Origin of the sequence: Photobacterium sp. Ph5, assembly GCF_022129445.1 — a bacterium.
GTDB lineage: Bacteria > Pseudomonadota > Gammaproteobacteria > Enterobacterales > Vibrionaceae > Photobacterium.
Genome location: NZ_JADQAQ010000005.1, coordinates 102131 through 125043 on the forward strand (window position 1 = coordinate 102131; position 22913 = coordinate 125043).

Genomic DNA, 22913 nt, shown 5'->3' on the forward strand with positions numbered 1-22913 from the left:
AAACAGAGCATAAAGGGAGTCGAATGAGCAAAACAAACGTAAAATATGATCTACAGGTAGAAAAAAGCCCACCTTGTAAGTGGGCTTATTAATATATCTTAGCCTAGTACGTCAGAAGCAACTTTATAGGTTGGATCTTCAAGAACGTTAACTTCAACCAAACTTCCTGCTTTTTTCAGCAGCTTACTACACTCAGGACTTAAGTGACGCAAATGAATGGTTTTATTACGATTAGCATAACGTTCTGCAATCGTATCAATCGCTTCGATAGCGGAATGATCGGCAACACGTGATTTAGCAAAATCAATGATCACTTCTTTTGGATCATTTTGAGCATCAAATAACTCAAGGAAATGTGATACTGAACCAAAGAAAAGTGGACCATTTACTTGGTAAACTTTTGCGCCATTATCATCGATGTAGCTTGCCGCATAAATTTCTTTAGCGTGATTCCAAGCGAACACGAGTGCTGAGTAAATCACACCGACAAGTACTGCAACCGCAAGATCTGCAATTACGGTAACGCTAGTTACTAAGATAATGGTAAAGAAATCGTGCTTAGGTACTTTGCGCATCATTTTGAAGCTTGCCCATTCAAACGTCCCGATCACAACCATGAACATTACGCCAACAAGTGCAGCAAGCGGGATCATTTCAATAAATGATGAACCGAATAAGATAAACAGTAAAAGACCAATAGCAGCTGTAATACCGGATAAACGACCACGACCACCAGAGTTAATATTGATCATGGATTGACCAATCATCGCACAACCGCCCATCGCCCCGAATACTGAACAAGTAACGTTTGCAACACCTTGACCAACACATTCACGGTTACCATGACCACGCGTATTTGTCATTTCATCAATAACAGTTAGCGTTAGTAATGATTCGATTAAACCAACCGCAGCAAGGATTAATGAGTAAGGTAAAATAATTTTTAGGGTTTCGAGGTTAAAGCCAACATCAGGTAAAGCGAATGTTGGTAAAGAGCCTGCCAGTGTTGCATTTGCGTCACCACTCATGGTGCGAACAAAATCGACGACAGTGCGAGAGTCTAAACCTAAAATATGAACTAATGCTGTAACAGTTAAAATGGCAACAAGTGAAGAGGGAACTGCTTTAGTTAGTTTTGGTAAAAAATGGATGATAAACATGGTTAACGCAACTAAGCCTAACATGATGTAAAGCTGTGTGCCGTGCATCCATTCTAAGCCACCATCAAGAGACGGAACTTTAAACTGACCTAACTGAGCTAAGAAAATTACAATCGCAAGACCGTTAACAAAACCGATCATGACAGGGTGAGGTACCATTCGAATAAATTTACCGAGACGAAACACCCCCGCAAGGATCTGAAGTAAACCTGCAAGCATGACGGCAGCAAAAAGATATTGAATACCGTGCTGGGCAACAAGGCTAACCATCACCACGGCCATTGCACCTGTAGCACCTGAAATCATACCTGGGCGACCACCTAAAACGGCAGTAATTAAACCGACAATAAAGGCTGCGTATAAGCCAACCATCGGGTCTACGCCAGCAACGAATGCGAAAGCAACGGCTTCAGGTACCAGTGCAAGTGCAACGGTTAAACCTGAAAGTACATCGTTCTTGACGGATTGATGAGTTTTTTGGGGAAAATCTAACATGTTAGTTGAGGATTCTTCTATTATTTGCTGTATTTAAAGCGCATTTTGGTTAACAGAATGCTACAGAAAGTTGTAATTAGCTTCAACTTTTGTTGGCTAATAACGGCATTTACTCCGCTTACAAGTAAAAAATTAGAGCTATATGTAATTATTAAACATAAAGTGCGCTGGTTTTGACTCATAATTAGATAATAAAAAAGCCATGCAAGAGCATGGCTTTTTCATTGCTAAACTTAACTTTTAGTCAAAAGAAGGTTTAGTCATTGGTGCTGCAGCACTGTTTGTTGCTGTTTGGCTACCCGCTGCACGTGTATTAGTACGTTCGCGTAATGGTGCCGCTTGAACAACAGAGCCTGAAACATGTTCTTCAGGTGCTGGCGCTTTTGTCATTGCAGAAGCTGCATGGAAACCACGAGGTGATGTTGCCATTACAGCTGTTGCTACAGCAGGTAAATCAATAACCTGAGTTGCAGGTGATTTTATCTCAACTGTCTCTTGTGTTTCGATTTCCGGTGCTGTTACTTCTTCAACAATAACAGGTTGCTCGATCACTTGCTCAGCAGCAGGTTCTGACTTCATTTCCACTGTTGTTTCTTCTGCTGTATAGCGTGGGAAGACTTTACCCATCGCTAATTCAGGAATTGCAACACCAGAAAGTTGTGTCGTTTCAACTGCAATTACTTCTGATTTTGCTTCTACAACTGGTGTATTAATGATGATGTCATTTGTTTCAACATCATCAATTACATCAGCAATATCGGCTTTATCTTCTGTGATGTTTTGCTCAACAGTTGCTTCAACGGCTGGCTTGATACGAGACCAAACTTTACCCATTGCCATTTCAGGAATTGCTACACCTGAAGTTGGACGAACTGTTTTTGGTTTTTCAACGATAGAAACAACATTGACCATCTCGCTAATGCTATCAGTTGATTGATTAGCTGCCAGTTCAATGGCGTTTGCTTCTTCATTAGTAACAAAGTCAGACTTCTCGACACGTGTATCACGCATACGACGACGACGTTGACCACTTGCACGTAAATGACGTGGTGAGCGACGATTACGACGTTGAGTGCCTTCTTGTTCTGCGTTGTCACTTTGCTCGTCAGTCAAACCCTGAATTTGTTCAGGTTTGTCTTGTGCTTCTTTAGCAATGCTAGTGCCTAACGCCATTAATGGTGATGGTGTCTGTTCAACAGCTTCAACGTTTTCTACAGTATTAACAGCAATATTTTGTTGTTCAACTGACTTTTCAACATTATCTGTGATACGTACTTTTTTACGAAGTTGGCGACGCTGGCGACGTTGCTTCACTTTTACCGCTTTTTCTTCGTTGTCACGTTGAGTATCAGCAGGTTGTTCAGTTGCTGCTTTTGCTGTTTGCTCGTTTTGTTGTTGACGTTGCTGCTTTTGCGCTTGAATTTCTTCTTTACGAGACTGACGCTTTTGCTCTTTCGCTTCATCGTTATTACGGTTTTGGCGAGGTGCTTTTGCAGCCTTGTCGTTTTGCTGTTGACGGTCTTGACGGTTTTTGTCATTACGGTCATTGCGGCGACGATTTTGGCGTTGCTCGTTATTACGCTCTTGACGTTCGTCATTGTTTTCAACATCGTTGTTATCTTGTCGATTATTACGACGGTTGTTATCTCGATTGTTGTCACGGTTATTACGACGGTTGTCAGAACGATCGTTGCGACGGGTATTGTTGCGACGATTATTCTGATTGTTGCTTTGCTCTGCTTTTGCTTCAACAGGCTTCTCTTGTTGCTGTTCAGGGCTACCTGAGAAGAATGATGCTAATACAGAGAAGAAGCGACTAAGTAAACCAGGCTTTTGTGGCGTTGTTGCTGTTGGCTTCGCCGTTGCTTTCGGAGCCGGTTTAGCTGTCGGTTTTGCAACAGGTGCTGGTTGTTTTGGCGCTGTGAAACCTTGAAGTACTGGCTCTTCACGCTTTTTGATTACGCGCTCAGGTTGTGGTGCTTCAATTGCCTCTGCTTCTTTTAGTGCTTCTAACGTTTTAGGGATATGGTATGAAAGTGTATCTTGCTCTTCACCTTCACGAATACGCAGTACTTCAAAGTGCGGCGTTTCCATATCAGAGTTAGGAACGATGACAACACGTACACCGTGGTACTTTTCAATGTGTTGAACTGAACGACGTTTTTCGTTTAGAAGGTACGAGGCTACAGGCACAGGTACAATAGCAAGTACTTGTGAGCTGTTATCTTTCAGTGCTTCTTCTTCGATCAGACGTAAAATTGATAGCGATAGTGATTCATTATCACGAACAACACCAGTACCAGTACAACGAGGACAAACGTGGTGGCTTGCTTCTGCAAGAGAAGGGCTTAGACGCTGACGTGACATTTCAAGTAGACCGAAACGCGAGATTCGACCGATCTGAACACGTGCGCGATCCATACGAACAGCTTCACGTAAACGGTTTTCAACTTCGCGTTGGTGGCGAACAGGCGTCATATCAATAAAATCGATAACAACCAGACCACCTAAGTCACGTAGACGCAATTGACGTGCAATTTCATCTGCCGCTTCTAAGTTTGTCTGTAATGCCGTTTCTTCAATATCGCCGCCCTTTGTAGCACGAGCTGAGTTGATATCGATAGACGTTAACGCTTCTGTTGGGTCAATAACAACAGAACCACCTGAAGGTAAACGAACTTCGCGCTGGAACGCAGAGTCAATTTGGCTTTCGATTTGGTAGTGGCTAAATAGTGGAACTTCACCTTCGTAACGCTTAACACGAGATAAGAAATCAGGACGAACCAATTTAATATGATCACGTGCGCGGTCGAAAATTTTCGGGCTATCGATCAGAATTTCACCGATGTCACGACGTAAATAATCGCGGATAGCACGAGCAATCACGTTACTTTCTTGGTGGATAAGAAACGGTGCTGATTGTGAATCGGCTGCTTCTTTTACTGCATTCCAATGGTTAAGTAGAACGTTTAAATCCCACTCAAGCTCTTCACCTGATTTCCCCACACCAGCTGTACGAACGATTAGACCCATACCTTGCGGTAGGTCTAATGTACTTAGTGCTGCTTTAAGTTGGGTGCGCTCTTCACCTTCGATACGACGAGAAATACCGCCAGCACGAGGATTATTAGGCATTAAAACAAGGTAACTACCTGCTAGAGAGATAAAAGTAGTAAGGGCTGCGCCTTTGTTTCCGCGTTCTTCTTTATCAACTTGAACGATAACTTCTTGGCCTTCTTTTAGGACTTCCTTGATATTAGGACGACCTTGGTAAGAATAATTGGCAGGGAAGTAATCTTTCGCAACTTCTTTAAGAGGAAGGAAACCATGACGCTCTGCACCATAGTCAACGAACGCTGCTTCCAGGCTTGGTTCGATGCGTGTGATGCGGCCTTTGTATATATTTGCTTTTTTAGATTCGTGACCAGGGCTTTCGATATCAAGATCAAATAGCTTTTGGCCATCAACTAATGCGACGCGCAACTCTTCCTTCTGAGTTGCGTTAATCAACATTCTTTTCATTATATTGTACTCATTTATTGTCGTTGTATTAGTACGCTAGTTACATCTATTTTTTGATGGCGCCGGACTCCAAGTCTGATGTACGGTTGCAACCTCACGGTTGGAATGCAGGAGTGCTTTTTGGCCACACTTATCAGCCAACTGTATGTGAGATGGTTAGATCTAAAAAATACAGCTGGTATCACCACATTGAAGTGGTTGTATCTGTCACATCAAAAAAAAATGTAATTTGACGCACTAAAAAAAACTCCGATAACCCTAACGTCTTACGCCATTTGCTGCGTTTATTATCTGAGTTGTATAAAAAATAGCCATAAAGATGATCATGTGCTCATCTTGTCAGTGAAGTAGACAAAAAAACCTACCTCAGCACACAATGATAGCAGGCTCACTTTTTTGCGGCAATCTGCTTTATTTGCGTGATACAATCAAACCCATGACAGAAGATAAACCTAAAGTGCAATTCATCGACATTAGCGATGACTTTGCAGGCCAGCGGATTGATAACTTTCTCCGCGCGAGGCTTAAAAACGTACCAAAAAGTATGATTTACCGCATTTTGCGTAAAGGCGAGGTGCGAGTAAACAAAAAACGTATTAAACCTGAATATAAATTGCAGGATGGTGATCTAGTACGCGTACCGCCGGTTTTTGTTCCTGAAAAAGAAGAACAAGCACCGGTAAGCACCAAGTTGAATAAGGTTGCGGAATTAGAACATTGCATCATCTACGAAGATGATCATATGTTAATTCTGAATAAACCATCAGGAACGGCTGTTCATGGTGGCAGTGGCTTAAAGTTTGGCGCGATTGAAGCGTTACGAGCCTTACGTCCTGATGCGCGATTTTTAGAACTGGTTCACCGTATTGACCGTGATACCTCGGGCATTTTGTTAGTGGCAAAGAAGCGTTCAGCTCTTCGTCAACTGCAAGAGCAATTTAGAAATAAAACGGTGCAGAAATATTACTTCGCTTTAGTAATGGGAGAATGGAAAGCGAATTGCAGAAAAGTCACTGCACCGTTGTTAAAAAATGAAGTAAATAGCATTGTGCGCGTTAACCCGCAAGGTAAAGCGTCTGATACGCGTTTTAAAGTATTAGAGCGCTTCCCACAGGCGACATTAGTACAAGCTAGCCCTGTTACAGGGCGTACACACCAGATCCGTGTGCATTGTCAGTATGAAGGCAATCCTATTGCTTGGGATGATCGTTATGGTGATCCACGTTTTGATGCTTACACCAAAAAAACAGGTTTAGGGCGTTTGTTCCTTCATGCTGCAAATATCAAATTTACGCATCCTAGTACGGGTGAAGCGATGGATATTAGCGCGCCAATGGAACCGGTTTTAGAACGTTGTTTGGAAAAGCTACGTCAAATGTAATCAAAGTGAAAGGCGAGGAAATAGTCTCGCCTTTTGTTTGCACTAATGTTAGTGACGTAAGTCTTATAAGACAGAAATGCCCTCATTAGCTAACATCTCAGTTAATGCAATTAAAGGTAATCCTACGAGCGTGTTAGGATCGCGCCCTTCAAGTTTTTCAAATAGTGCTATTCCTAACCCTTCACTTTTAAAACTCCCAGCACAATATAAAGGTTGTTCTTTTCTCACATAATTCTCAATTTGTTGTGGCGTTAGTGTTTTAAAGTGAACATGGAATGGCTCACAAATAACCTGTGTTGATTGTGTTTTTGCATTGTAAACACATAACCCTGTGTAAAAGGTTATGGTTTTGCCACTCGCAGCTTGCAATTGTCTGCAAGCATTTTCTTCTGTATGAGGTTTACCTAATATTTTTCCATCGATAATACAGACTTGATCCGATCCTATAATAAGAGAATCAGGATAGATGTTGGCGCAAGCTTTGGCTTTTAATTGTGCAAGTCGACAGACTAATTCTTGGGCTGACTCTGTGGGTAATGCCGTCTCATCAGTTTCAGGGCTTGCTGTCTCAAAAGGGATAGCTAACTTTTCGAGTAGCATTTTTCTAAAAGGCGAGGTTGATGCCAGTAATAATGGTTGTGTCATAACAATGTTCTACGTATTTAGAGTGAATTTTAATAGAACAATGATATAGGAAGTTTCGCTATGATTGCTGTAACTTTTATTCGCATAATATTGAATTGATATTGTTGTATTACGGTTGTTTCATTCTACGATTCGGTGTATGTTCCCGCACAATTGTTAGATGCCCAATTAAAATAATGACAATACCCATATTACTGAAATGTTCGTGGGTTATTGGTATGACAAGTGCTGTACTAATACCATTTATTAGTTGGTTTTTACGCTAGGTTGGGTGTTATTTCATCGATTGTTATGATGCTATCAAGTGATTGAGTAGCAGACATTTATAATTTTATTACGGAGATGCGGTGTTGAAGCGTTTTGTAATTTTCATCACAGCATGAGAATTGGTCAAAAGCTGTTAAATCACACACATTTCCTTTGACTCAAACAGACTATAAGGCTAATATTCGCGCCCTATGCAAAAGGTAAAATTGCCGCTAAAGGTAGATCCAGTACGCACAGCACAAAAAAGACTCGATTATGATGGCATCATCAAAGCCGATCTTTTGTCTCGCTTAGCTGAATCAACCCAGAGCGTAATAAGTGATGCAAACGTCAACTTGTCTTTTGACCTTGACCAACGTCGTATTCCTTTCATCCGCGGTATCGCAGATGTAGACGTGATGTTGACCTGTCAGCGATGTCAGGGAGAATTTCCACACCATATTCATGTGGAATTCTGTTATAGTCCGGTTCGCAACGAAGAAGCCGTAGATGAGTTACCGGAAGCCTATGAGCCGACAATCGTCGACGAAAATGGCGAGATCAACTTGATTCAACTCGTTGAAGACGAATTGATTCTGGAATTACCACAAGTCGCAATGCACGACGATGCTGATTGTAAAATTGGCTCGAAGAACATGTCTTTTGGTGAGATCCCCGTTGCTGATGAGCGTCCGAATCCGTTTGCAGTATTGAAAAATCTTAAGAGTTAAATTTAACAGGAGTAGGGTTAATGGCCGTACAAAAGAGCAAAAAATCACGTGCAGCACGTGGTATGCGTCGTTCACACGATGCCCTAACTACAGCAGCAGTTTCTGTAGATAAAGCATCTGGTGAGACTCACCTACGTCACCACGTGACAGCTGACGGTTTCTACCGTGGCCGCAAGGTTATCAACAAGTAAGGTTGAACCTTGATGGGTCTTACCGTTGCACTTGATGCAATGGGCGGGGATTTCGGTCCTCAAGTAACAGTGCCTGCCGCCGTGCAGGCACTGTTGCATTCGCCTGAGCTCAAACTGATTCTTTTTGGTGATCTAAGTGCAATCACTGCGCAGTTAACTCTCCTCAATAAGCTTAATCATCCTCGGCTGACTATCGTGCATTGCGATACCGTTATCGCCAACGAAACCCGTCCATCACAAGCCCTTCGACATAGTAAAGGTTCATCTATGCGTATGGCATTAGATGCGGTTGCTGCAGGTCAAGCGGATGCATGTGTAAGCGCAGGTAATACTGGCGCACTCATGGCATTATCACGTTTTGTATTGAAGCAACTTCCGGGTGTTGAACGTCCTGCATTAATTTCAGCTATCCCTAATCGTGGTGACAATCCAACCTGGTTGCTTGATCTTGGCGCGAATGTGTCTTGTGATGCAGATACCTTATTTCAGTTTGCTGTTATGGGCTCTGTTCTGGCAGAACAAACCTTGGGTACTACGCCACGTGTTGCATTATTAAATATCGGTGAAGAAGAGATCAAAGGTAATGATTTGGTCAAACGTTGTGCAGAGATGTTGATCCAATCTCCTGATATTAATTATGTTGGTTACGTTGAAGGACATCAGCTTTATTCCGATAAAGCAGATGTGATCGTGTGTGATGGTTTCGTCGGTAATGTGAGTTTGAAGACAAGTGAAGGGGTCGCAAACTTATTTATTGAACGGATAAAGCACGCAATAGGTAGAAACCCAATTCGACGTATTATTGCTAAATGGCTGTTTAGTGAGCTATTTGAAGGCTTACAACAGTTGAACCCCGACCAGTATAACGGTGCAAGTCTGTTAGGATTGCGCGGTATTGTGGTTAAAAGCCATGGAAGTGCTGATACTGTCGCTTTCGCTCATGCGATAAGTGAAGCGGTTTACGAAGTTAAACGACAAATACCGAATAAAATCAGTGACCGTTTAGAAGAGGTCCTACTCGAGAGGCACTATTAGTCTTCATGTATAGCAAAATTCTAGGAACTGGCAGCTACCTGCCACAACAAGTACGCTCAAACGCGGACTTAGAAAAAATGGTAGAAACAACCGATGAGTGGATTGTGACACGAACAGGTATTCGTGAGCGTCGTATTTCGTCTGAAGATGAAACCGTTGCCGTGATGGGGTACCAAGCTTCGTTAAAGGCAATTGAGATGGCGGGCATCGATAAAGAAGATATCGATTTGATCATTGTTGCCACCTCTAGCGCCAGCCATTCATTCCCATCATCAGCTTGCCAAGTGCAAGGTATGCTAGATATTAAGGGCTGTCCTGCATTTGATTTATCAGCAGCATGTACAGGTTTTGTTTACGCGTTAAGTGTTGCAGATCAACATATCAAAACGGGTATGGCGAAAAATGTACTTGTTATCGGCTCTGATGCACTGTCTCATAGCTGTGATCCTGAAGATCGCTCAACCATTATTCTATTTGGTGATGCGGCAGGGGCCGTTGTGATCGGTGCAAGTGAAGAACCAGGTATTATTTCAACGCATTTATATGCTGATGGTCATTTTGGTGGTTTATTGAGTCTAGCTGTGCCAGAGCATGGTAAAGATTTTGATGCTAACAAGTGGCTTTACATGGCAGGTAACGAAGTGTTTAAAGTAGCGGTAACACAGTTATCTAACTTAGTAAAAAACACTCTTGCCGAAAATAATATGGATAAATCAGAGCTTGATTGGCTAGTTCCTCATCAAGCAAATATGCGTATTATCTCAGCGACAGCGAAAAAGTTATCAATGTCGATGGATCAAGTTGTAGTTACACTTGATCGTCATGGCAATACATCAGCAGCAACAGTACCAACAGCATTGGATGAAGCTGTGCGTGATGGCCGTATTCAACGTGGTCAAACATTATTATTAGAAGCGTTTGGTGGCGGGTTTACTTGGGGCTCCGCATTAGTGAAATTTTAATCTATTGATTAAAAGTTATGCATTGCTTTTATTTTTAGTGCATTAAAACTAATAAAAGATATATTAGTTTTAATGCATATTAATCGACTAATGATTAGTCAATAAAGAAGGATTCTCGAATGTCTAAGTTCGCGATTGTTTTCCCAGGTCAGGGCTCTCAAACCGTTGGTATGCTAGCCGAGTTAGTAGAACAATTTGATGTGGTTAAAGAAACGTTCTCTGAGGCATCTGATGCACTTGGTTACGACCTTTGGTCGCTGGTTCAAAACGGCCCAGTAGAAGATTTAAATCAAACACAACGCACTCAGCCAGCATTGTTAACAGCATCTGTTGCGATTTGGCGTGTATGGCAGCAGCAAGGTGGTGAGCAACCAACGCTACTTGCTGGTCACAGCCTTGGTGAATACTCTGCACTAGTATGTGCAGGTGTTATCGATTTTAAAGCTGCGGTAAAACTGGTTGAACTTCGTGGTCAACTAATGCAAGAAGCAGTACCGGCTGGTGTTGGTGCTATGTCTGCAATTATCGGTCTTGATAACGACGCAATTGCGAAAGCCTGTGAAGAAGCGGCTCAAGGTGAAGTATGTTCTCCTGTGAACTTCAATTCACCGGGTCAGGTTGTTATTGCGGGTAATAAAGAAGCGGTAGAGCGTGCAAACGTACTATGTAAAGAAGCGGGCGCTAAGCGTGCATTGCCTCTTCCTGTTTCTGTGCCCTCTCACTGCGCATTGATGAAACCTGCTGCGGATAAACTTGCAGTAGCACTAGAAGCTATCGAATTTAATGCACCGTCTGTACCTGTTATTAACAATGCTGACGTGGCAACAGAAACTGATCCTGCAGCTATTAAGCTTGCACTTGTTAAGCAGTTATACAGCCCAGTACGTTGGACTGAATCTGTTGAGCGCATGGCTGCAGAAGGTATCGAAGAATTATTAGAAATGGGGCCAGGTAAAGTATTAACTGGCCTAACTAAGCGTATTGATCGCGCACTTAGCGGTGCTGCTGTTAATGATATTGCTTCATTAGAAGCAGCAATGACTAAGTAGTCATTAAGCTTTAAAGAGGATTTACAATGAGCCTGGAAGGTAAAGTTGCACTAGTTACAGGTGCAAGCCGCGGTATTGGTCGCGCAATTGCTGAAATTTTAGCAGAGCGTGGCGCAACAGTTATCGGTACTGCGACATCTGAAAGTGGTGCTGAAGCTATCAGTGCGTATCTTGGTGATAAAGGTAAAGGTCTTGCTCTTAACGTGACATCACCTGAGTCGATTGAATCAGTTTTAGCGCAGATTAAAGCAGATTTTGGCGATGTTGACATTTTAGTGAACAATGCTGGTATCACTCGTGATAATCTATTGATGCGTATGAAAGATGATGAGTGGCAAGATATTCTTGATACCAACTTAACATCTATCTTCCGCCTTTCTAAAGCAGTACTGCGTGCAATGATGAAAAAGCGTAATGGCCGTATCATCAGCATCGGTTCTGTTGTCGGCACTATGGGTAATGCGGGTCAAACCAACTACGCAGCAGCAAAAGCTGGCCTATTAGGTTTCACTAAATCAATGGCACGCGAAGTAGCTTCTCGTGGTATTACTGTTAATGCAGTGGCTCCTGGTTTTATCGAAACCGATATGACTAAAGCACTGAATGATGATCAACGAGCAGCCACACTTGCAAATGTACCTGCTGGTCGTTTAGGTGATCCGCGTGAAATTGCAGCAGCTGTTGCATTTTTAGCCTCTGATGATGCTGCTTACGTAACGGGCGAAACTTTGCACGTTAACGGCGGTATGTACATGATTTAATCAAAAGATTTGCAATACTTAATGACGCAAGTCAAACTGGTCTAGTTTTATGATAAAATCGTGGTTTGACCAGCACTATGAGTGTTGCAACTTTTGTCGTAATGAATAAACTACAGCAAATCGCATTAGCGAATTCTTGTTAAGGAAATATATTAGTATGAGCAACATCGAAGAACGCGTAAAAAAAATCATCGTTGAGCAACTTGGCGTAGACGAAGCTGAAGTTAAAAACGAATCATCTTTCGTTGACGATCTAGGTGCAGACTCACTAGATACAGTTGAACTAGTAATGGCTCTTGAAGAAGAATTCGATACAGAGATTCCAGACGAAGAAGCTGAAAAAATTACTACTGTTCAAGCTGCTATCGATTACGTAAACAGCGCACAGTAATATAAAAATTAATATATCCAGGCGGTCTTTATGACCGCCTGTTTTTTTTCAATTCCTGTTTTATCCTCAATTCCCGGAGAAATTAATCGTGTCTAAGCGTCGTGTAGTTGTAACTGGCATGGGTATGCTTACCCCGGTTGGTAATTCTGTTGAATCTTCTTGGAAAGCTTTACAGTCTGGCACTAGTGGTATTAGTACTATCCAACATTTTGATGCAAGCGCATTTGCTACTCAATTTGCCGGCATGATCAAAGACTTCAATTGCGAAGATTACATGTCTAAGAAAGATGCACGTAAAATGGATTTATTTATCCAATATGGCGTTGCAGCTGGCGTACAAGCTTTCAAAGATTCTGGTATTGAAGTTACTGAAGAAAATGCACCACGTATTGGTGTTGCTATCGGTTCTGGTATTGGTGGTTTAGGTTTAATTGAAGCTGGCCATCAAGCTTTTATGGAAAAAGGTCCGCGCAAAATTAGCCCGTTCTTTGTTCCTTCTACAATTGTAAATATGATCGCTGGCCACATGTCTATCATGTACGGTCTTCGTGGTCCAAATATCGCGATTTCTACTGCGTGCACAACAGGCCTTCATAACATTGGCCATGCTGCACGTATGATTGCTTACGGTGATGCAGATGCAATGGTTGCTGGTGGTGCAGAAAAAGCATCAACAGAATTAGGCATGGGTGGCTTTGCTGCTGCTAAAGCATTATCTACGCGTAACGATGATCCACAAGCAGCTTCTCGTCCATGGGACAAAGACCGTGATGGTTTCGTGTTAGGTGATGGTGCGGGTGTGATTGTATTAGAAGAATACGAGCATGCTAAAGCACGTGGCGCTAAGATTTATGCTGAGCTTGTTGGTTTTGGTATGAGTGGTGACGCTTACCATATGACTTCACCAAGTGCTGATGGTTCAGGTGGTGCGTTAGCAATGGAAGCATGTATTCGTGATGCGGGTATTAATGCTGATCAAATTGGTTACATCAACGCACATGGCACATCAACACCTGCTGGTGATGTTGCTGAAACATTAGGTATTAAGCGTGCTATGGGTAGTGCGGTTGATAACGTAATGGTGTCATCAACCAAATCTATGACTGGTCACTTACTTGGTGCAGCAGGTTCTGTTGAATCAATTATCACGATTCTAAGCCTTGTTGATCAAGTGGTTCCGCCAACAATTAACTTGGAAAATCCAGGTGAAGGTTGTGATCTTGACTATGTTCCAGGTGAAGCACGTCAAGCAAACCTAGAGTACGCATTGTGTAACTCATTTGGCTTTGGTGGAACTAACGGTTCTCTACTATTTAAGAAAATGTAGTCATATTTGTCTCTAAATAGCATCAGGAAAATCGCGTGATAACCTGATATGATTAACAGCCCGATATCTTTATTGATATCGGGCTGTTTTTTATAATAAAAAGGATAATAGATGGCGTTTATTAACAGTCAGAAGCAACGAGAGTTAGTAATAACTGATCGTGCTACACAGTATGGCGATGGCTGTTTTTCGACAATAGGCGTTAAACAAGGAAAGTTGTTGTTATGGCCATTTCATCTTGAGCGTTTACAACAAACGCTACGCAGATTAGCGATTAATGAACCTGATTGGGAACAAGTATTTCTGCAGGCTGAACAGTTCGCGGCGACATTTACAGATCGTGGTGGAGTGAAAATATTAATAAGCCGAGGCAGTGGCGGTAGGGGTTATAGCTCTACAGGTTGTGATGATACGACAGTTATTTTTAGTACGTTTTATTGGCCTGATCATTATCATCAATGGCAACAACAAGGTATTGTACTTGGTATTTGTCAGCAACGAATCGGTTATAGCCCAATGCTTGCGGGTATGAAGCACTTAAATCGTTTAGAGCAGGTGCTTTTAAAACAAGAAGTCGAACAAAATCAGTGGTTAGATGCTCTGGTGCTCAATACCAACCAGCATGTTATTGAAACAACGGCATCTAATATTTTCTGGCGAAAAGGCACTTGTGTATTTACGCCTGATTTAACCGGATCTGGGGTTGAAGGTGTGATGCGACGACATGTCATGACATTGCTTTCAACTTTACCCTATACGTTAGAATTTGGTGATTATTCATTGGCTGATTTGCTTTGTGCTGATGAAGTCTTTATAACCAATGCGTTAATGGAGTTAGTACCAATAAAGGCGATTGACTCTAACTATTTTCAAGAACAGTCACTACTCGACGTATTAAAAAAGAGGCTATATACGTGTTAAAGAAGTTGATGCTTATTGTTTTGATTCTTGCTGCAATGGTGGCAGGAGCTGCTGGCTGGGCATATATTCAAGTTAAAAATGAGTTAGTACAGCCCGTGATTAACTCAGAGCAGGTAATGTTAACAGTTAAACCAGGGACATCGTTTAGAGGGTTAATTAATCAACTTGTGCAAGATAAAGTGATCAAAGCATCACAATGGACGCGCTGGGTCGGAAAATTAGATCCATCTTTAACGGATATAAAGGCTGGCACTTACGGTGTAGAACCAAACAAAACATTGAAAGAAGTACTGGCATTGATTGCTTCTGGTAAGGAATTTCAGTATTCGATTACCTTGGTTGAAGGTGAGCGTTTTAGTGATTGGTTAAAACAAATTCAAGCTGAGCCCGAGTTAAAGCATGTTACGGATGGCATGACAGAGCCACAAATTGCAAAAGCGATTGGTATTGATAATGTGAAAATTGAAGGTTACTTATTGCCTGATACTTATCATTATACAGCGGGTACAACGGATATTGCGGTATTAAAACGTGCTTACTTAGCAATGAATAAAGAGTTAGCGGCAGCATGGGAGTTACGTGAGAAAGATTTGCCTTTAAAAGATCCTTATCAAGTATTGATCATGGCTTCTATTATTGAAAAAGAAACTGCCGTACCAACAGAACGAGGTTTGGTTGCTTCTGTGTTTATGAATCGTTTACGTAAGGGAATGCCTTTACAAACGGATCCAACGGTTATTTATGGCATGGGTGATAAATATGACGGCAATATTCGTAAAAAAGATCTTAGAACGCCAACACCTTATAACACTTATACCATGAAAGGTTTGCCACCAACGCCGATAGCAATGCCAAGTAAAGCGTCAGTATTTGCAGCCGTTAATCCTGATACAAGCAATTACTATTACTTCGTTGCTGATGGTAAAGGTGGGCATAAATTCTCTACAACTTTGGTTGAGCATAACCGAGCGGTTCGTGCATACCTAAAAACATTAAGAAAACAGTCACAATGATCGGTAAATTTATTGTCATCGAAGGCCTTGAAGGGGCTGGTAAAAGTACAGCGATTAAGCAAGTTATCGCGACATTGGCACAGCATGGTATTCATGAGCCTACATCGACACGAGAACCGGGTGGTACACCGCTGGCAGAGCAAATGCGCGCACTTGTTAAAGAAGGGCATCCTGATGAGCCGTTAACTGATATGGCTGAATTATTGCTTCTTTACGCTGCACGTATTCAATTGGTTGATAACGTCATTAAACCAGCACTGAATCAAGGCAAGTGGGTGGTTGGCGATCGTCATGATATGTCTTCTCAAGCTTACCAAGGCGGTGGCCGTGGTTTTAATAAGGCGTTGATGGAAAATCTACGTGATACGGTACTTGGTGATTTTCGTCCTGATTTAACGATTTATATGGATATTGATCCTGAGCTGGGGTTACAACGAGCCCGTGGTCGTGGCGCGTTAGATCGTATTGAGCAAATGAATGTCGATTTTTTCCATCGTGCTCGTGCGCGTTTTCTTGAATTATCAGAAAATCAGCCAAACGTTATTATTATTGATGCTAGCCAGAGTTTGGAAAAAGTTACTGAAGATCTACAGTCTGCGCTGAAAGCGTGGTTGGAGCAGCAATAATATGTTGTATCCGTGGCAAGAATCGTTATGGCAGAATTGGCAACAGTTGTTAGAGCAAAAGCGGCTTCACCATGCCATTTTATTGTTAGCGGTAAAAGGTAGTGGCCGTGATGTACTAGCACACCAGTTAGCTAAAACGGTATTGTGCCAAAACAATGAAATAGAACCGTGTGGTGTTTGTCATAGCTGTAAATTGTTTGAAGCTCAAAGTCATCCTGATTTTCATGTTATTAAACCTGAACAAGAAGGAAAACAAATCGGTGTTGATGTGGTACGGCAATGTAACCGCTGGGCAACGGAAACCTCTCATTTAAATGGTCAGCGTGTGATTTTAATTGAACATGCTGATGCAATGGGTGAGGCGGGAGCAAACGCGATATTGAAAACCCTTGAAGAGCCACCACAAGGTTGTCAATTTATTTTAACGGCGCAAAGCTTAGATAGTTTACTACCTACTATTGTTAGTCGTTGTAATAAATGGCGTTTACCCGTACCAATAGAATCGAGTGTAAAGCAGTGGGTTGAGCATAAATTAATGCAGTCTATTAAAGTGGAATCTATCCGCCTTAATAGTGGAGCTCCGTTGTCAACTTTAGCATTTATTGAAAGTGGTATGGATATTCGTCATGCTAATTTGATAAAAGCCTTTGCTGAATTTTTACAGCCACCGAATATTGGTATTTATGATGTCGCTACTATGTGTACTACCGATGGTATTGTGACGCTCAAATGGTTGAGCTATTTTTTGGTCGACTGTATTAAGTATCAACAAGGTGTGAGTAGTAGCTTTGTACATAATGAATCTTTAACTGCGGTACAACAGGTGGCGACACAGGTTTCGAGTGCCTTGTTACTTGAGCAATCAAGAAAAATTAATACGTTATACCGCAAATTAGAGCTGCATACAGGACTGAATATTGAGCTATTAGTTGTAGAGTGGCTAACTGGCTTTATTCAAGATTAAGCGTAGTATTGAGCTTTGTATTTATAATTAGATAAGTCATATTTAGAGATTAAGAGGAACGCCCGTGTTAGTTGATTCACATTGTCATCTCGACAAACTTGATTACGATAAGTTACATACAGGGATTGATGATGTACTTAATAAAGCAAAAGAAAGAGGCGTCGAGTACTTTCTTTCTGTTGGTGTAACGTTGGCTGCTTTTCCTAAGATGATGGAAATGATCGCTCCTTACGAAAATGTATTTGCTTCTTGTGGTATCCATCCTTTGGATGTTGAGTCGGGCTATAACTACGAACAGTTTAAGGCTTTTGCTCAACATGAAAGAGTCGTGGCGATCGGTGAAACAGGGTTAGATTACCATTATCAGCCTGATACGGCAGAGCTTCAACAAGAGATCTTTCGTCAACAGGTTCGTGTTGCGGTTGAATTAAATAAGCCACTCATTATCCATACGCGTATGGCACGTGAAGATACAATGCGCATTCTTCGTGAAGAAGGGGCAGAAAAATGTGGTGGTGTTTTACACTGTTTCACCGAATCACTTGAAATGGCATTAGATGCGATTGAACTTGGTTTTTATATTTCGATTTCAGGGATTGTCACATTCAATACAGCAAGCGATTTGAAAAACGTGGTGAGCCAATTGCCATTGGATCGTTTGTTAGTTGAAACGGATTCACCGTTCCTTGCACCAATTCCATACCGAGGAAAGCAAAATCAGCCTGCGTATACACGTGAAGTTGCTCAATATATTGCGTTGCTAAAAGGCGTTTCCGTTGAAGAGGTTGAACAAGCAACCACTGAAAATTTCTTTACGCTATTTTCTTTAGCAAAGAAATAATATTGATATATTGGTAGTAAAAAAAGAGAAGCGCTGTCTTCTCTTTTTTTTTAAAACAAAGATGGAAGTCAATATACAGAAATCATTAACGCTAATTATTACAAAAGTTACAAATGTAACTTAATTTGTATGTTGAGTATAAAATGAAACTCAATTAATAATGTTTATATTGATATAAATGAGTTAAATATTTTTCGTGTTTTAAATATTACATATATTTAACTAATTATATTTGGTTAATATATTGTATCTATTTGGTTTTTTATTTGTCATTAAAACCAAATAAAAAGTGATTTTTTATCTTTATTACTAGTGGCTTAGTCGTTTTATTTAAATTAATGTGATCAATGTTCTATATTTTCGATGTGATTTACGTATATTCTAGCGAAATCGGTCAAAAACGCGCAATATTGATTATTGGGGATGCTTTCAGGGAATGTTTTAATCAATTTATCATTACAAGATGTTAAAGATAAATTGATTAAAGTAGACAGCATATTATATAACTCCCTAATTATACTAATTAAATTAATGAGATATTTCAGGTGTTTCTGTGAGTGCTAATGACATTCTGCAGTTGTACATTTGGATATATAAAGGGTAAAAATTATGTCGAATGGCAATCAGTCTTCAGCTGAAAAGATCCTTGAAGGGGTTGGCGGAGCAGGAAATATAAAATTCTTCACTTGCTGTGCAACGCGCTTACGTTTTGAATTAAATGATAATTCTATTGTTGATAAAGCAGCATTAGACGCGATTCCTGAAGTAATGGGGTGTATTCCTCAAAGTGGTGATCGCTACCAAATTGTTGTCGGTGGTGGTGTTGCGACTATGCATAGTGCAATACAGCAATTATTAGAAAATCAAGCGGGTAGCGGCACAACAAGCACGAATGAAGCGAAAGCTGATAATGCATCAAATGATGATATCAAAGCTTCTATGCGCTCTAGTGGTGTACGAGGAAAAGTCGCGTGGGTTGATGGTTTTTTTGAATACCTTTCAGATTCGTTCCGTCCAATTTTAGGTATTTTATTAGGTGCGTCGTTAATTATTGCGCTTTGTGCAGTATTAGATGCCCTTCATATTGTTGATTTTAGGGGTGATAAGGCTGCTGGTTGGGTTTTTGTTGACTCAATGTGGCACTCAGTATTTTACTTCTTGCCGATTATGGTTGCTTATAACGCCTCTAAAAAACTGAAGGTTGATCCTTGGTTAGGTGCAGCAATCATGGGCGCTCTAATGACGCCTGATTTTCAAAAACTAACCTCACTTGCATCAACAACATCGATTAAAGATACGACCTTAGGGACTGTTTCTCATGTTGCCCATGTGTTTGGTTTACCAATGCAGCTTAATGATTACTCTGGTAACGTTTTCGTACCGTTAATCATGGTGGCTATTTTGGCCTTAGTGTATCGTTTTTTAAAGAAAATCATTCCTGATAACCTACACATGGTATTTGTACCTTTCCTTTCATTGATCATCATGATTCCGCTAACTGCGTTCTTGATTGGTCCACTAGGGGTATGGATCGGTACGTATTTAGGTCTTGGTTTAGCTTGGTTAAATACGCATGCACCATTTGTGTTCGCAATTCTTATTCCATTACTGTACCCATTCCTTGTTCCATTAGGATTACACTGGCCATTAAATGCGTTGATGTTAATGAATATTCAAACGCTCGGTTATGACTTCATTCAAGGGCCTATGGGTGTTTGGAACTTTGCATGTTTTGGTGCAACTGCGGGTGTACTACTGATTTCACTGCGTGAGAAAGATCAAACAATGCGTCAGACGGCTTCTGGTGCGTTGGCTGCAGGTTTATTTGGTGGTATATCAGAGCCATCTTTGTATGGTATTCATTTACGCTTTAAGAAAGTATACCCACGTTTACTTGCTGGTTGTTTAGCTGGTGGTGTAACGTTAGCAATTCTTAGTTCTATGTACGGAAGTGTTAAAACTCAAGCATTTGCATTTACGTCACTATTAACTATTCCAGTATTCCACCCAATGTGGGTATATGCTGTATCTATTGCAGTTGCCTTTATTGTGCCAATGGTACTTATTTTCTTCTTTGACTACCGTACACCAGAAGAGAAAGCTGCCCATAAAGAATAAGTTTCATAGTATTCTTTTAATACTCATAATCCCGTAATGACTGTTACGGGATTTTTTTCATTAAAATACATATATATCAATATGTTGGTTTGTGCGTCTATTGTTTTTTGTGAGGGGAATCTTTAGCTTAAATTATATTGAAATAGCTAGCTATTATAGAACGGTGCTTCTCTTGAGTTCAAACTCGTGATATTTAGCTTATATTTGAAGTTACTCAATTATAGAGTCAATAGCATATTAAATACAAAAAAGTGCTGGATATGTGTAACCGCTATATCAATATTGCTTAGATCAATGATCTTAATAAAAAGTGGTATTTAATTCCGATTTTTTAATTTATAAATTATCATGCATTTCGATTAAAATAAGAATAAATAAACGAAATACTAAACTTATATTACACTTACGTAACAACTGCTATTAATTTCACTTGCGTTACATTGGTTACATAAGTTACCTTTTAGAAATTAAATTGTGGTTATTAATGGTTTTGATTAAATTAAAATCATTAACAATCAACAACTTGCCTTTATATTTCCTATATTTAATATATGTATTTCAATGTGATCTATATTATATATTTTGAATGTCTTATTACTCTCTATTAGTAAGTATGACAGTCATCAAGTTATATTAATTATCGAAATTTATACTTACACCGAAATAACAAGGAATGAATACTAACATTATGGCTACGGGGGTATGTCGTTAGTGTTTATGTTATTTCAGATAAATAGAGTACTCAGGAGCTAAATGTTCACTATCACAATCAATTACCTTGGTAATTTGAGCTTGTCTCGTGTGAGTGTTCATTACTACGCTTAATGAAGTAATAAAAATAATGGTTAAAAAGACAAATAAAGTCTGAATTATTTTTGATACAAGTTTAGATCCCATATCGAGGAGATAAGGTAATGAAAGCCTTCTTTAGTAAACTATCGCAAGCAGTAATGCTACCGATAGCACTATTACCAGCTGCTGGTATTATGCTTGGTCTTGGTGGTAGCTTTACCAACCAAAGCATGATTGATGCGTACAACATTGGTATTTTGCAAGACGGAACACTTTTAAATAGTTTCTTACAGGTTATGACCGCAGCGGGCGGTATCGTTTTTGCAAACTTACCATTAATGTTCGCATTAGCAATTGCTATTGGTTTTGCGCGTGCTGAAAAAGGTGCAGCAGCACTAGCAGCAACTATTTCATACTTAGTAATGAACGTTGCGATTGCGAAAACGCTTTCTGTTGCTGGCATGGTCGATACAACTAACAACACTGTTGTGTTAATGGGTAACCATTACGCTGGTGTGTTAGCTGATGTATTAGGTATTCAAAATACGCTAAGTATGGGTGTGTTTGGTGGTCTGATCGCTGGTGGTATTACTGTTATTCTGCATAACAAATACCATGACGTTAAATTACCAGAATTCCTAGGTTTCTTCGGTGGAGCGCGTTTCGTTCCTATCGTAAGTGCATTCTCTGCATTGTTCTACGGTATTGCGCTAGTATTCGTATGGCCTTACATTGGTGCTGCATTCGGTACTATCGGTGCTACACTGGGTGAAATGACTGCATCTGGTCATGGTTACATTGCATCATTCATCTTCGGTATCATTGAGCGTGCGCTTATCCCTGTTGGTCTACACCACGTATTCTATCTTCCACTATGGCAGACAGAGATCGGCGGTACAGCTGAAATCGCAGGTCAGGTTTATAAAGGTACACAAAACATCTTCTTTGGCTCTCTAGCTAATGGCGATTACTCTCAGTTCTCTTCAACTAACTTCATGACAGGTAAATTCCCATTCATGATGTTCGGTCTACCTGCTGCTGCATACGCAATGTACACACTAGCTGATAAAGAGAATAAGAAAGAAGTAGGTGGTCTATTGTTCTCTGTTGCGTTAACAGCGTTCCTAACAGGTATTACAGAGCCAATTGAATTTACATTCCTATTCCTATCTGCACCGCTTTACTACTTCATCCACGTGCCACTAGCAGGTCTATCATTCATGATCATGGACTTACTAAACGTGAAAGTAGGTATGACGTTCAGTGGTGGTTTCATCGACTTCGCACTATTCGGTATGCTTCCTGGCCTAACGGGTACTGAGAACCATTGGTACTACATCCCACTACTAGGTCTAATTTACGGTCCTGTATACTTCTTGTTGTTCCGCTGGTTCATCGTGAAGTTCGATATTAAGACGCCTGGTCGTAAGGGTAGTGCTGTAGCGGTTGTTCGTAAGAAAGATTATCAAGAAGCAAAAGCGGGCGGTGCTAACGACAGCCAAGTTGATGAGATGATCGAAGCGCTAGGTGGTAAAGATAACATCGTTGACGTTGATGCATGTATTACACGTCTACGTATCACAGTTAAAGATGGTGACTTGGTTAAAGACAACAAGTACTGGACTGAAAACCTAGGTGCGAAAGGCTTAGTGAAAGTAGGCGGTACGGGTATCCAAGCTATCTACGGTGCACAAGCGGCTGGCTTTAAAGCACAAATTAACTCGAAACTAGGTAAGTAATTA

At 40.7% G+C, this 22913-nt stretch carries 19 protein-coding genes; 16 read left to right on the forward strand and 3 right to left on the reverse strand.

Annotated elements, in window-relative coordinates:
* Positions 1 to 98: 98 nt before the first annotated feature.
* Together I3259_RS03520 and rne are read right to left on the reverse strand one after the other, a co-directional pair.
* A complete protein-coding gene (locus tag I3259_RS03520; protein ID WP_238028349.1) occupies positions 99 to 1655 on the reverse strand; it encodes a SulP family inorganic anion transporter in 1557 nt (518 codons plus the stop codon).
* 240 nt (positions 1656 to 1895) lie between these two features.
* The gene (gene rne, locus I3259_RS03525; protein WP_238028350.1) at positions 1896 to 5177 is read right to left on the reverse strand and encodes a ribonuclease E; all 3282 of its coding nucleotides are present in this window, start codon (positions 5175 to 5177) and stop codon (positions 1896 to 1898) included.
* 436 nt (positions 5178 to 5613) lie between these two features.
* On the opposite strand from rne, the gene rluC reads away from it, so the two are divergent.
* On the forward strand, positions 5614 to 6558 hold the full coding sequence (gene rluC, locus I3259_RS03530; protein ID WP_238028351.1) for a 23S rRNA pseudouridine(955/2504/2580) synthase RluC: 945 nt from the start codon (positions 5614 to 5616) through the stop codon (positions 6556 to 6558).
* Between the two features lie 63 nt (positions 6559 to 6621).
* Here the strand turns inward: rluC and I3259_RS03535 are convergent, their stop codons facing one another.
* Positions 6622 to 7203, reverse strand: a complete 582-nt coding sequence (locus I3259_RS03535) for a nucleoside triphosphate pyrophosphatase (protein WP_238028352.1) — start codon at positions 7201 to 7203, stop codon at positions 6622 to 6624.
* Between the two features lie 458 nt (positions 7204 to 7661).
* Between I3259_RS03535 and yceD the strand changes: the two genes are divergently transcribed.
* The 15 genes from yceD to I3259_RS03610 all read left to right on the forward strand — a co-directional run bounded on the left by yceD (position 7662) and on the right by I3259_RS03610 (position 22910).
* Positions 7662 to 8180, forward strand: coding sequence for a 23S rRNA accumulation protein YceD (yceD, locus tag I3259_RS03540; protein WP_005368721.1), 519 nt, complete (start codon positions 7662 to 7664; stop codon positions 8178 to 8180).
* Between the two features lie 20 nt (positions 8181 to 8200).
* Positions 8201 to 8371 (forward strand): 50S ribosomal protein L32, encoded by a 171-nt coding sequence (gene rpmF, locus I3259_RS03545; RefSeq protein WP_005368719.1) that lies wholly within the window; start codon positions 8201 to 8203, stop codon positions 8369 to 8371.
* Between the two features lie 9 nt (positions 8372 to 8380).
* Positions 8381 to 9406, forward strand: a complete 1026-nt coding sequence (gene plsX / locus I3259_RS03550; protein WP_238028353.1) for a phosphate acyltransferase PlsX — start codon at positions 8381 to 8383, stop codon at positions 9404 to 9406.
* A 5-nt stretch (positions 9407 to 9411) separates the two neighbouring features.
* The gene (locus I3259_RS03555; RefSeq protein ID WP_238028354.1) at positions 9412 to 10368 is read left to right on the forward strand and encodes a beta-ketoacyl-ACP synthase III; all 957 of its coding nucleotides are present in this window, start codon (positions 9412 to 9414) and stop codon (positions 10366 to 10368) included.
* A 119-nt stretch (positions 10369 to 10487) separates the two neighbouring features.
* On the forward strand, positions 10488 to 11417 hold the full coding sequence (gene fabD / locus I3259_RS03560) for an ACP S-malonyltransferase (RefSeq protein WP_238028355.1): 930 nt from the start codon (positions 10488 to 10490) through the stop codon (positions 11415 to 11417).
* Positions 11418 to 11443: 26 nt separating this feature from the next.
* Positions 11444 to 12178 (forward strand): 3-oxoacyl-ACP reductase FabG, encoded by a 735-nt coding sequence (gene fabG, locus I3259_RS03565; RefSeq protein ID WP_008987487.1) that lies wholly within the window; start codon positions 11444 to 11446, stop codon positions 12176 to 12178.
* Positions 12179 to 12335: 157 nt separating this feature from the next.
* Entirely contained in the window at positions 12336 to 12569 is a 234-nt protein-coding gene (gene acpP / locus I3259_RS03570) for an acyl carrier protein (RefSeq protein ID WP_005368712.1), read from the forward strand.
* An 88-nt stretch (positions 12570 to 12657) separates the two neighbouring features.
* Positions 12658 to 13896, forward strand: coding sequence for a beta-ketoacyl-ACP synthase II (gene fabF / locus I3259_RS03575; protein ID WP_238028356.1), 1239 nt, complete (start codon positions 12658 to 12660; stop codon positions 13894 to 13896).
* Between the two features lie 111 nt (positions 13897 to 14007).
* Positions 14008 to 14817, forward strand: coding sequence for an aminodeoxychorismate lyase (gene pabC / locus I3259_RS03580; protein WP_238028357.1), 810 nt, complete (start codon positions 14008 to 14010; stop codon positions 14815 to 14817).
* Positions 14811 to 15830, forward strand: a complete 1020-nt coding sequence (gene mltG, locus I3259_RS03585; RefSeq protein WP_238028358.1) for an endolytic transglycosylase MltG — start codon at positions 14811 to 14813, stop codon at positions 15828 to 15830. Before pabC ends, mltG begins: the two co-directional genes overlap by 7 nt.
* Positions 15827 to 16456, forward strand: a complete 630-nt coding sequence (gene tmk / locus I3259_RS03590; RefSeq protein WP_238028359.1) for a dTMP kinase — start codon at positions 15827 to 15829, stop codon at positions 16454 to 16456. Before mltG ends, tmk begins: the two co-directional genes overlap by 4 nt.
* Position 16457: 1 nt before the next feature.
* Positions 16458 to 17420, forward strand: coding sequence for a DNA polymerase III subunit delta' (gene holB, locus I3259_RS03595; protein ID WP_238028360.1), 963 nt, complete (start codon positions 16458 to 16460; stop codon positions 17418 to 17420).
* A 64-nt stretch (positions 17421 to 17484) separates the two neighbouring features.
* Positions 17485 to 18261 carry a YchF/TatD family DNA exonuclease gene (locus I3259_RS03600; RefSeq protein ID WP_238028361.1) on the forward strand — a complete coding sequence of 259 codons (777 nt, stop codon included), beginning with the start codon at positions 17485 to 17487 and terminating at the stop codon, positions 18259 to 18261.
* Positions 18262 to 18870: 609 nt separating this feature from the next.
* The gene (locus I3259_RS03605; protein WP_238028362.1) at positions 18871 to 20379 is read left to right on the forward strand and encodes a PTS transporter subunit EIIC; all 1509 of its coding nucleotides are present in this window, start codon (positions 18871 to 18873) and stop codon (positions 20377 to 20379) included.
* Between the two features lie 914 nt (positions 20380 to 21293).
* Entirely contained in the window at positions 21294 to 22910 is a 1617-nt protein-coding gene (locus I3259_RS03610) for a PTS transporter subunit EIIC (protein WP_238028363.1), read from the forward strand.
* Positions 22911 to 22913 lie beyond the last annotated feature (3 nt).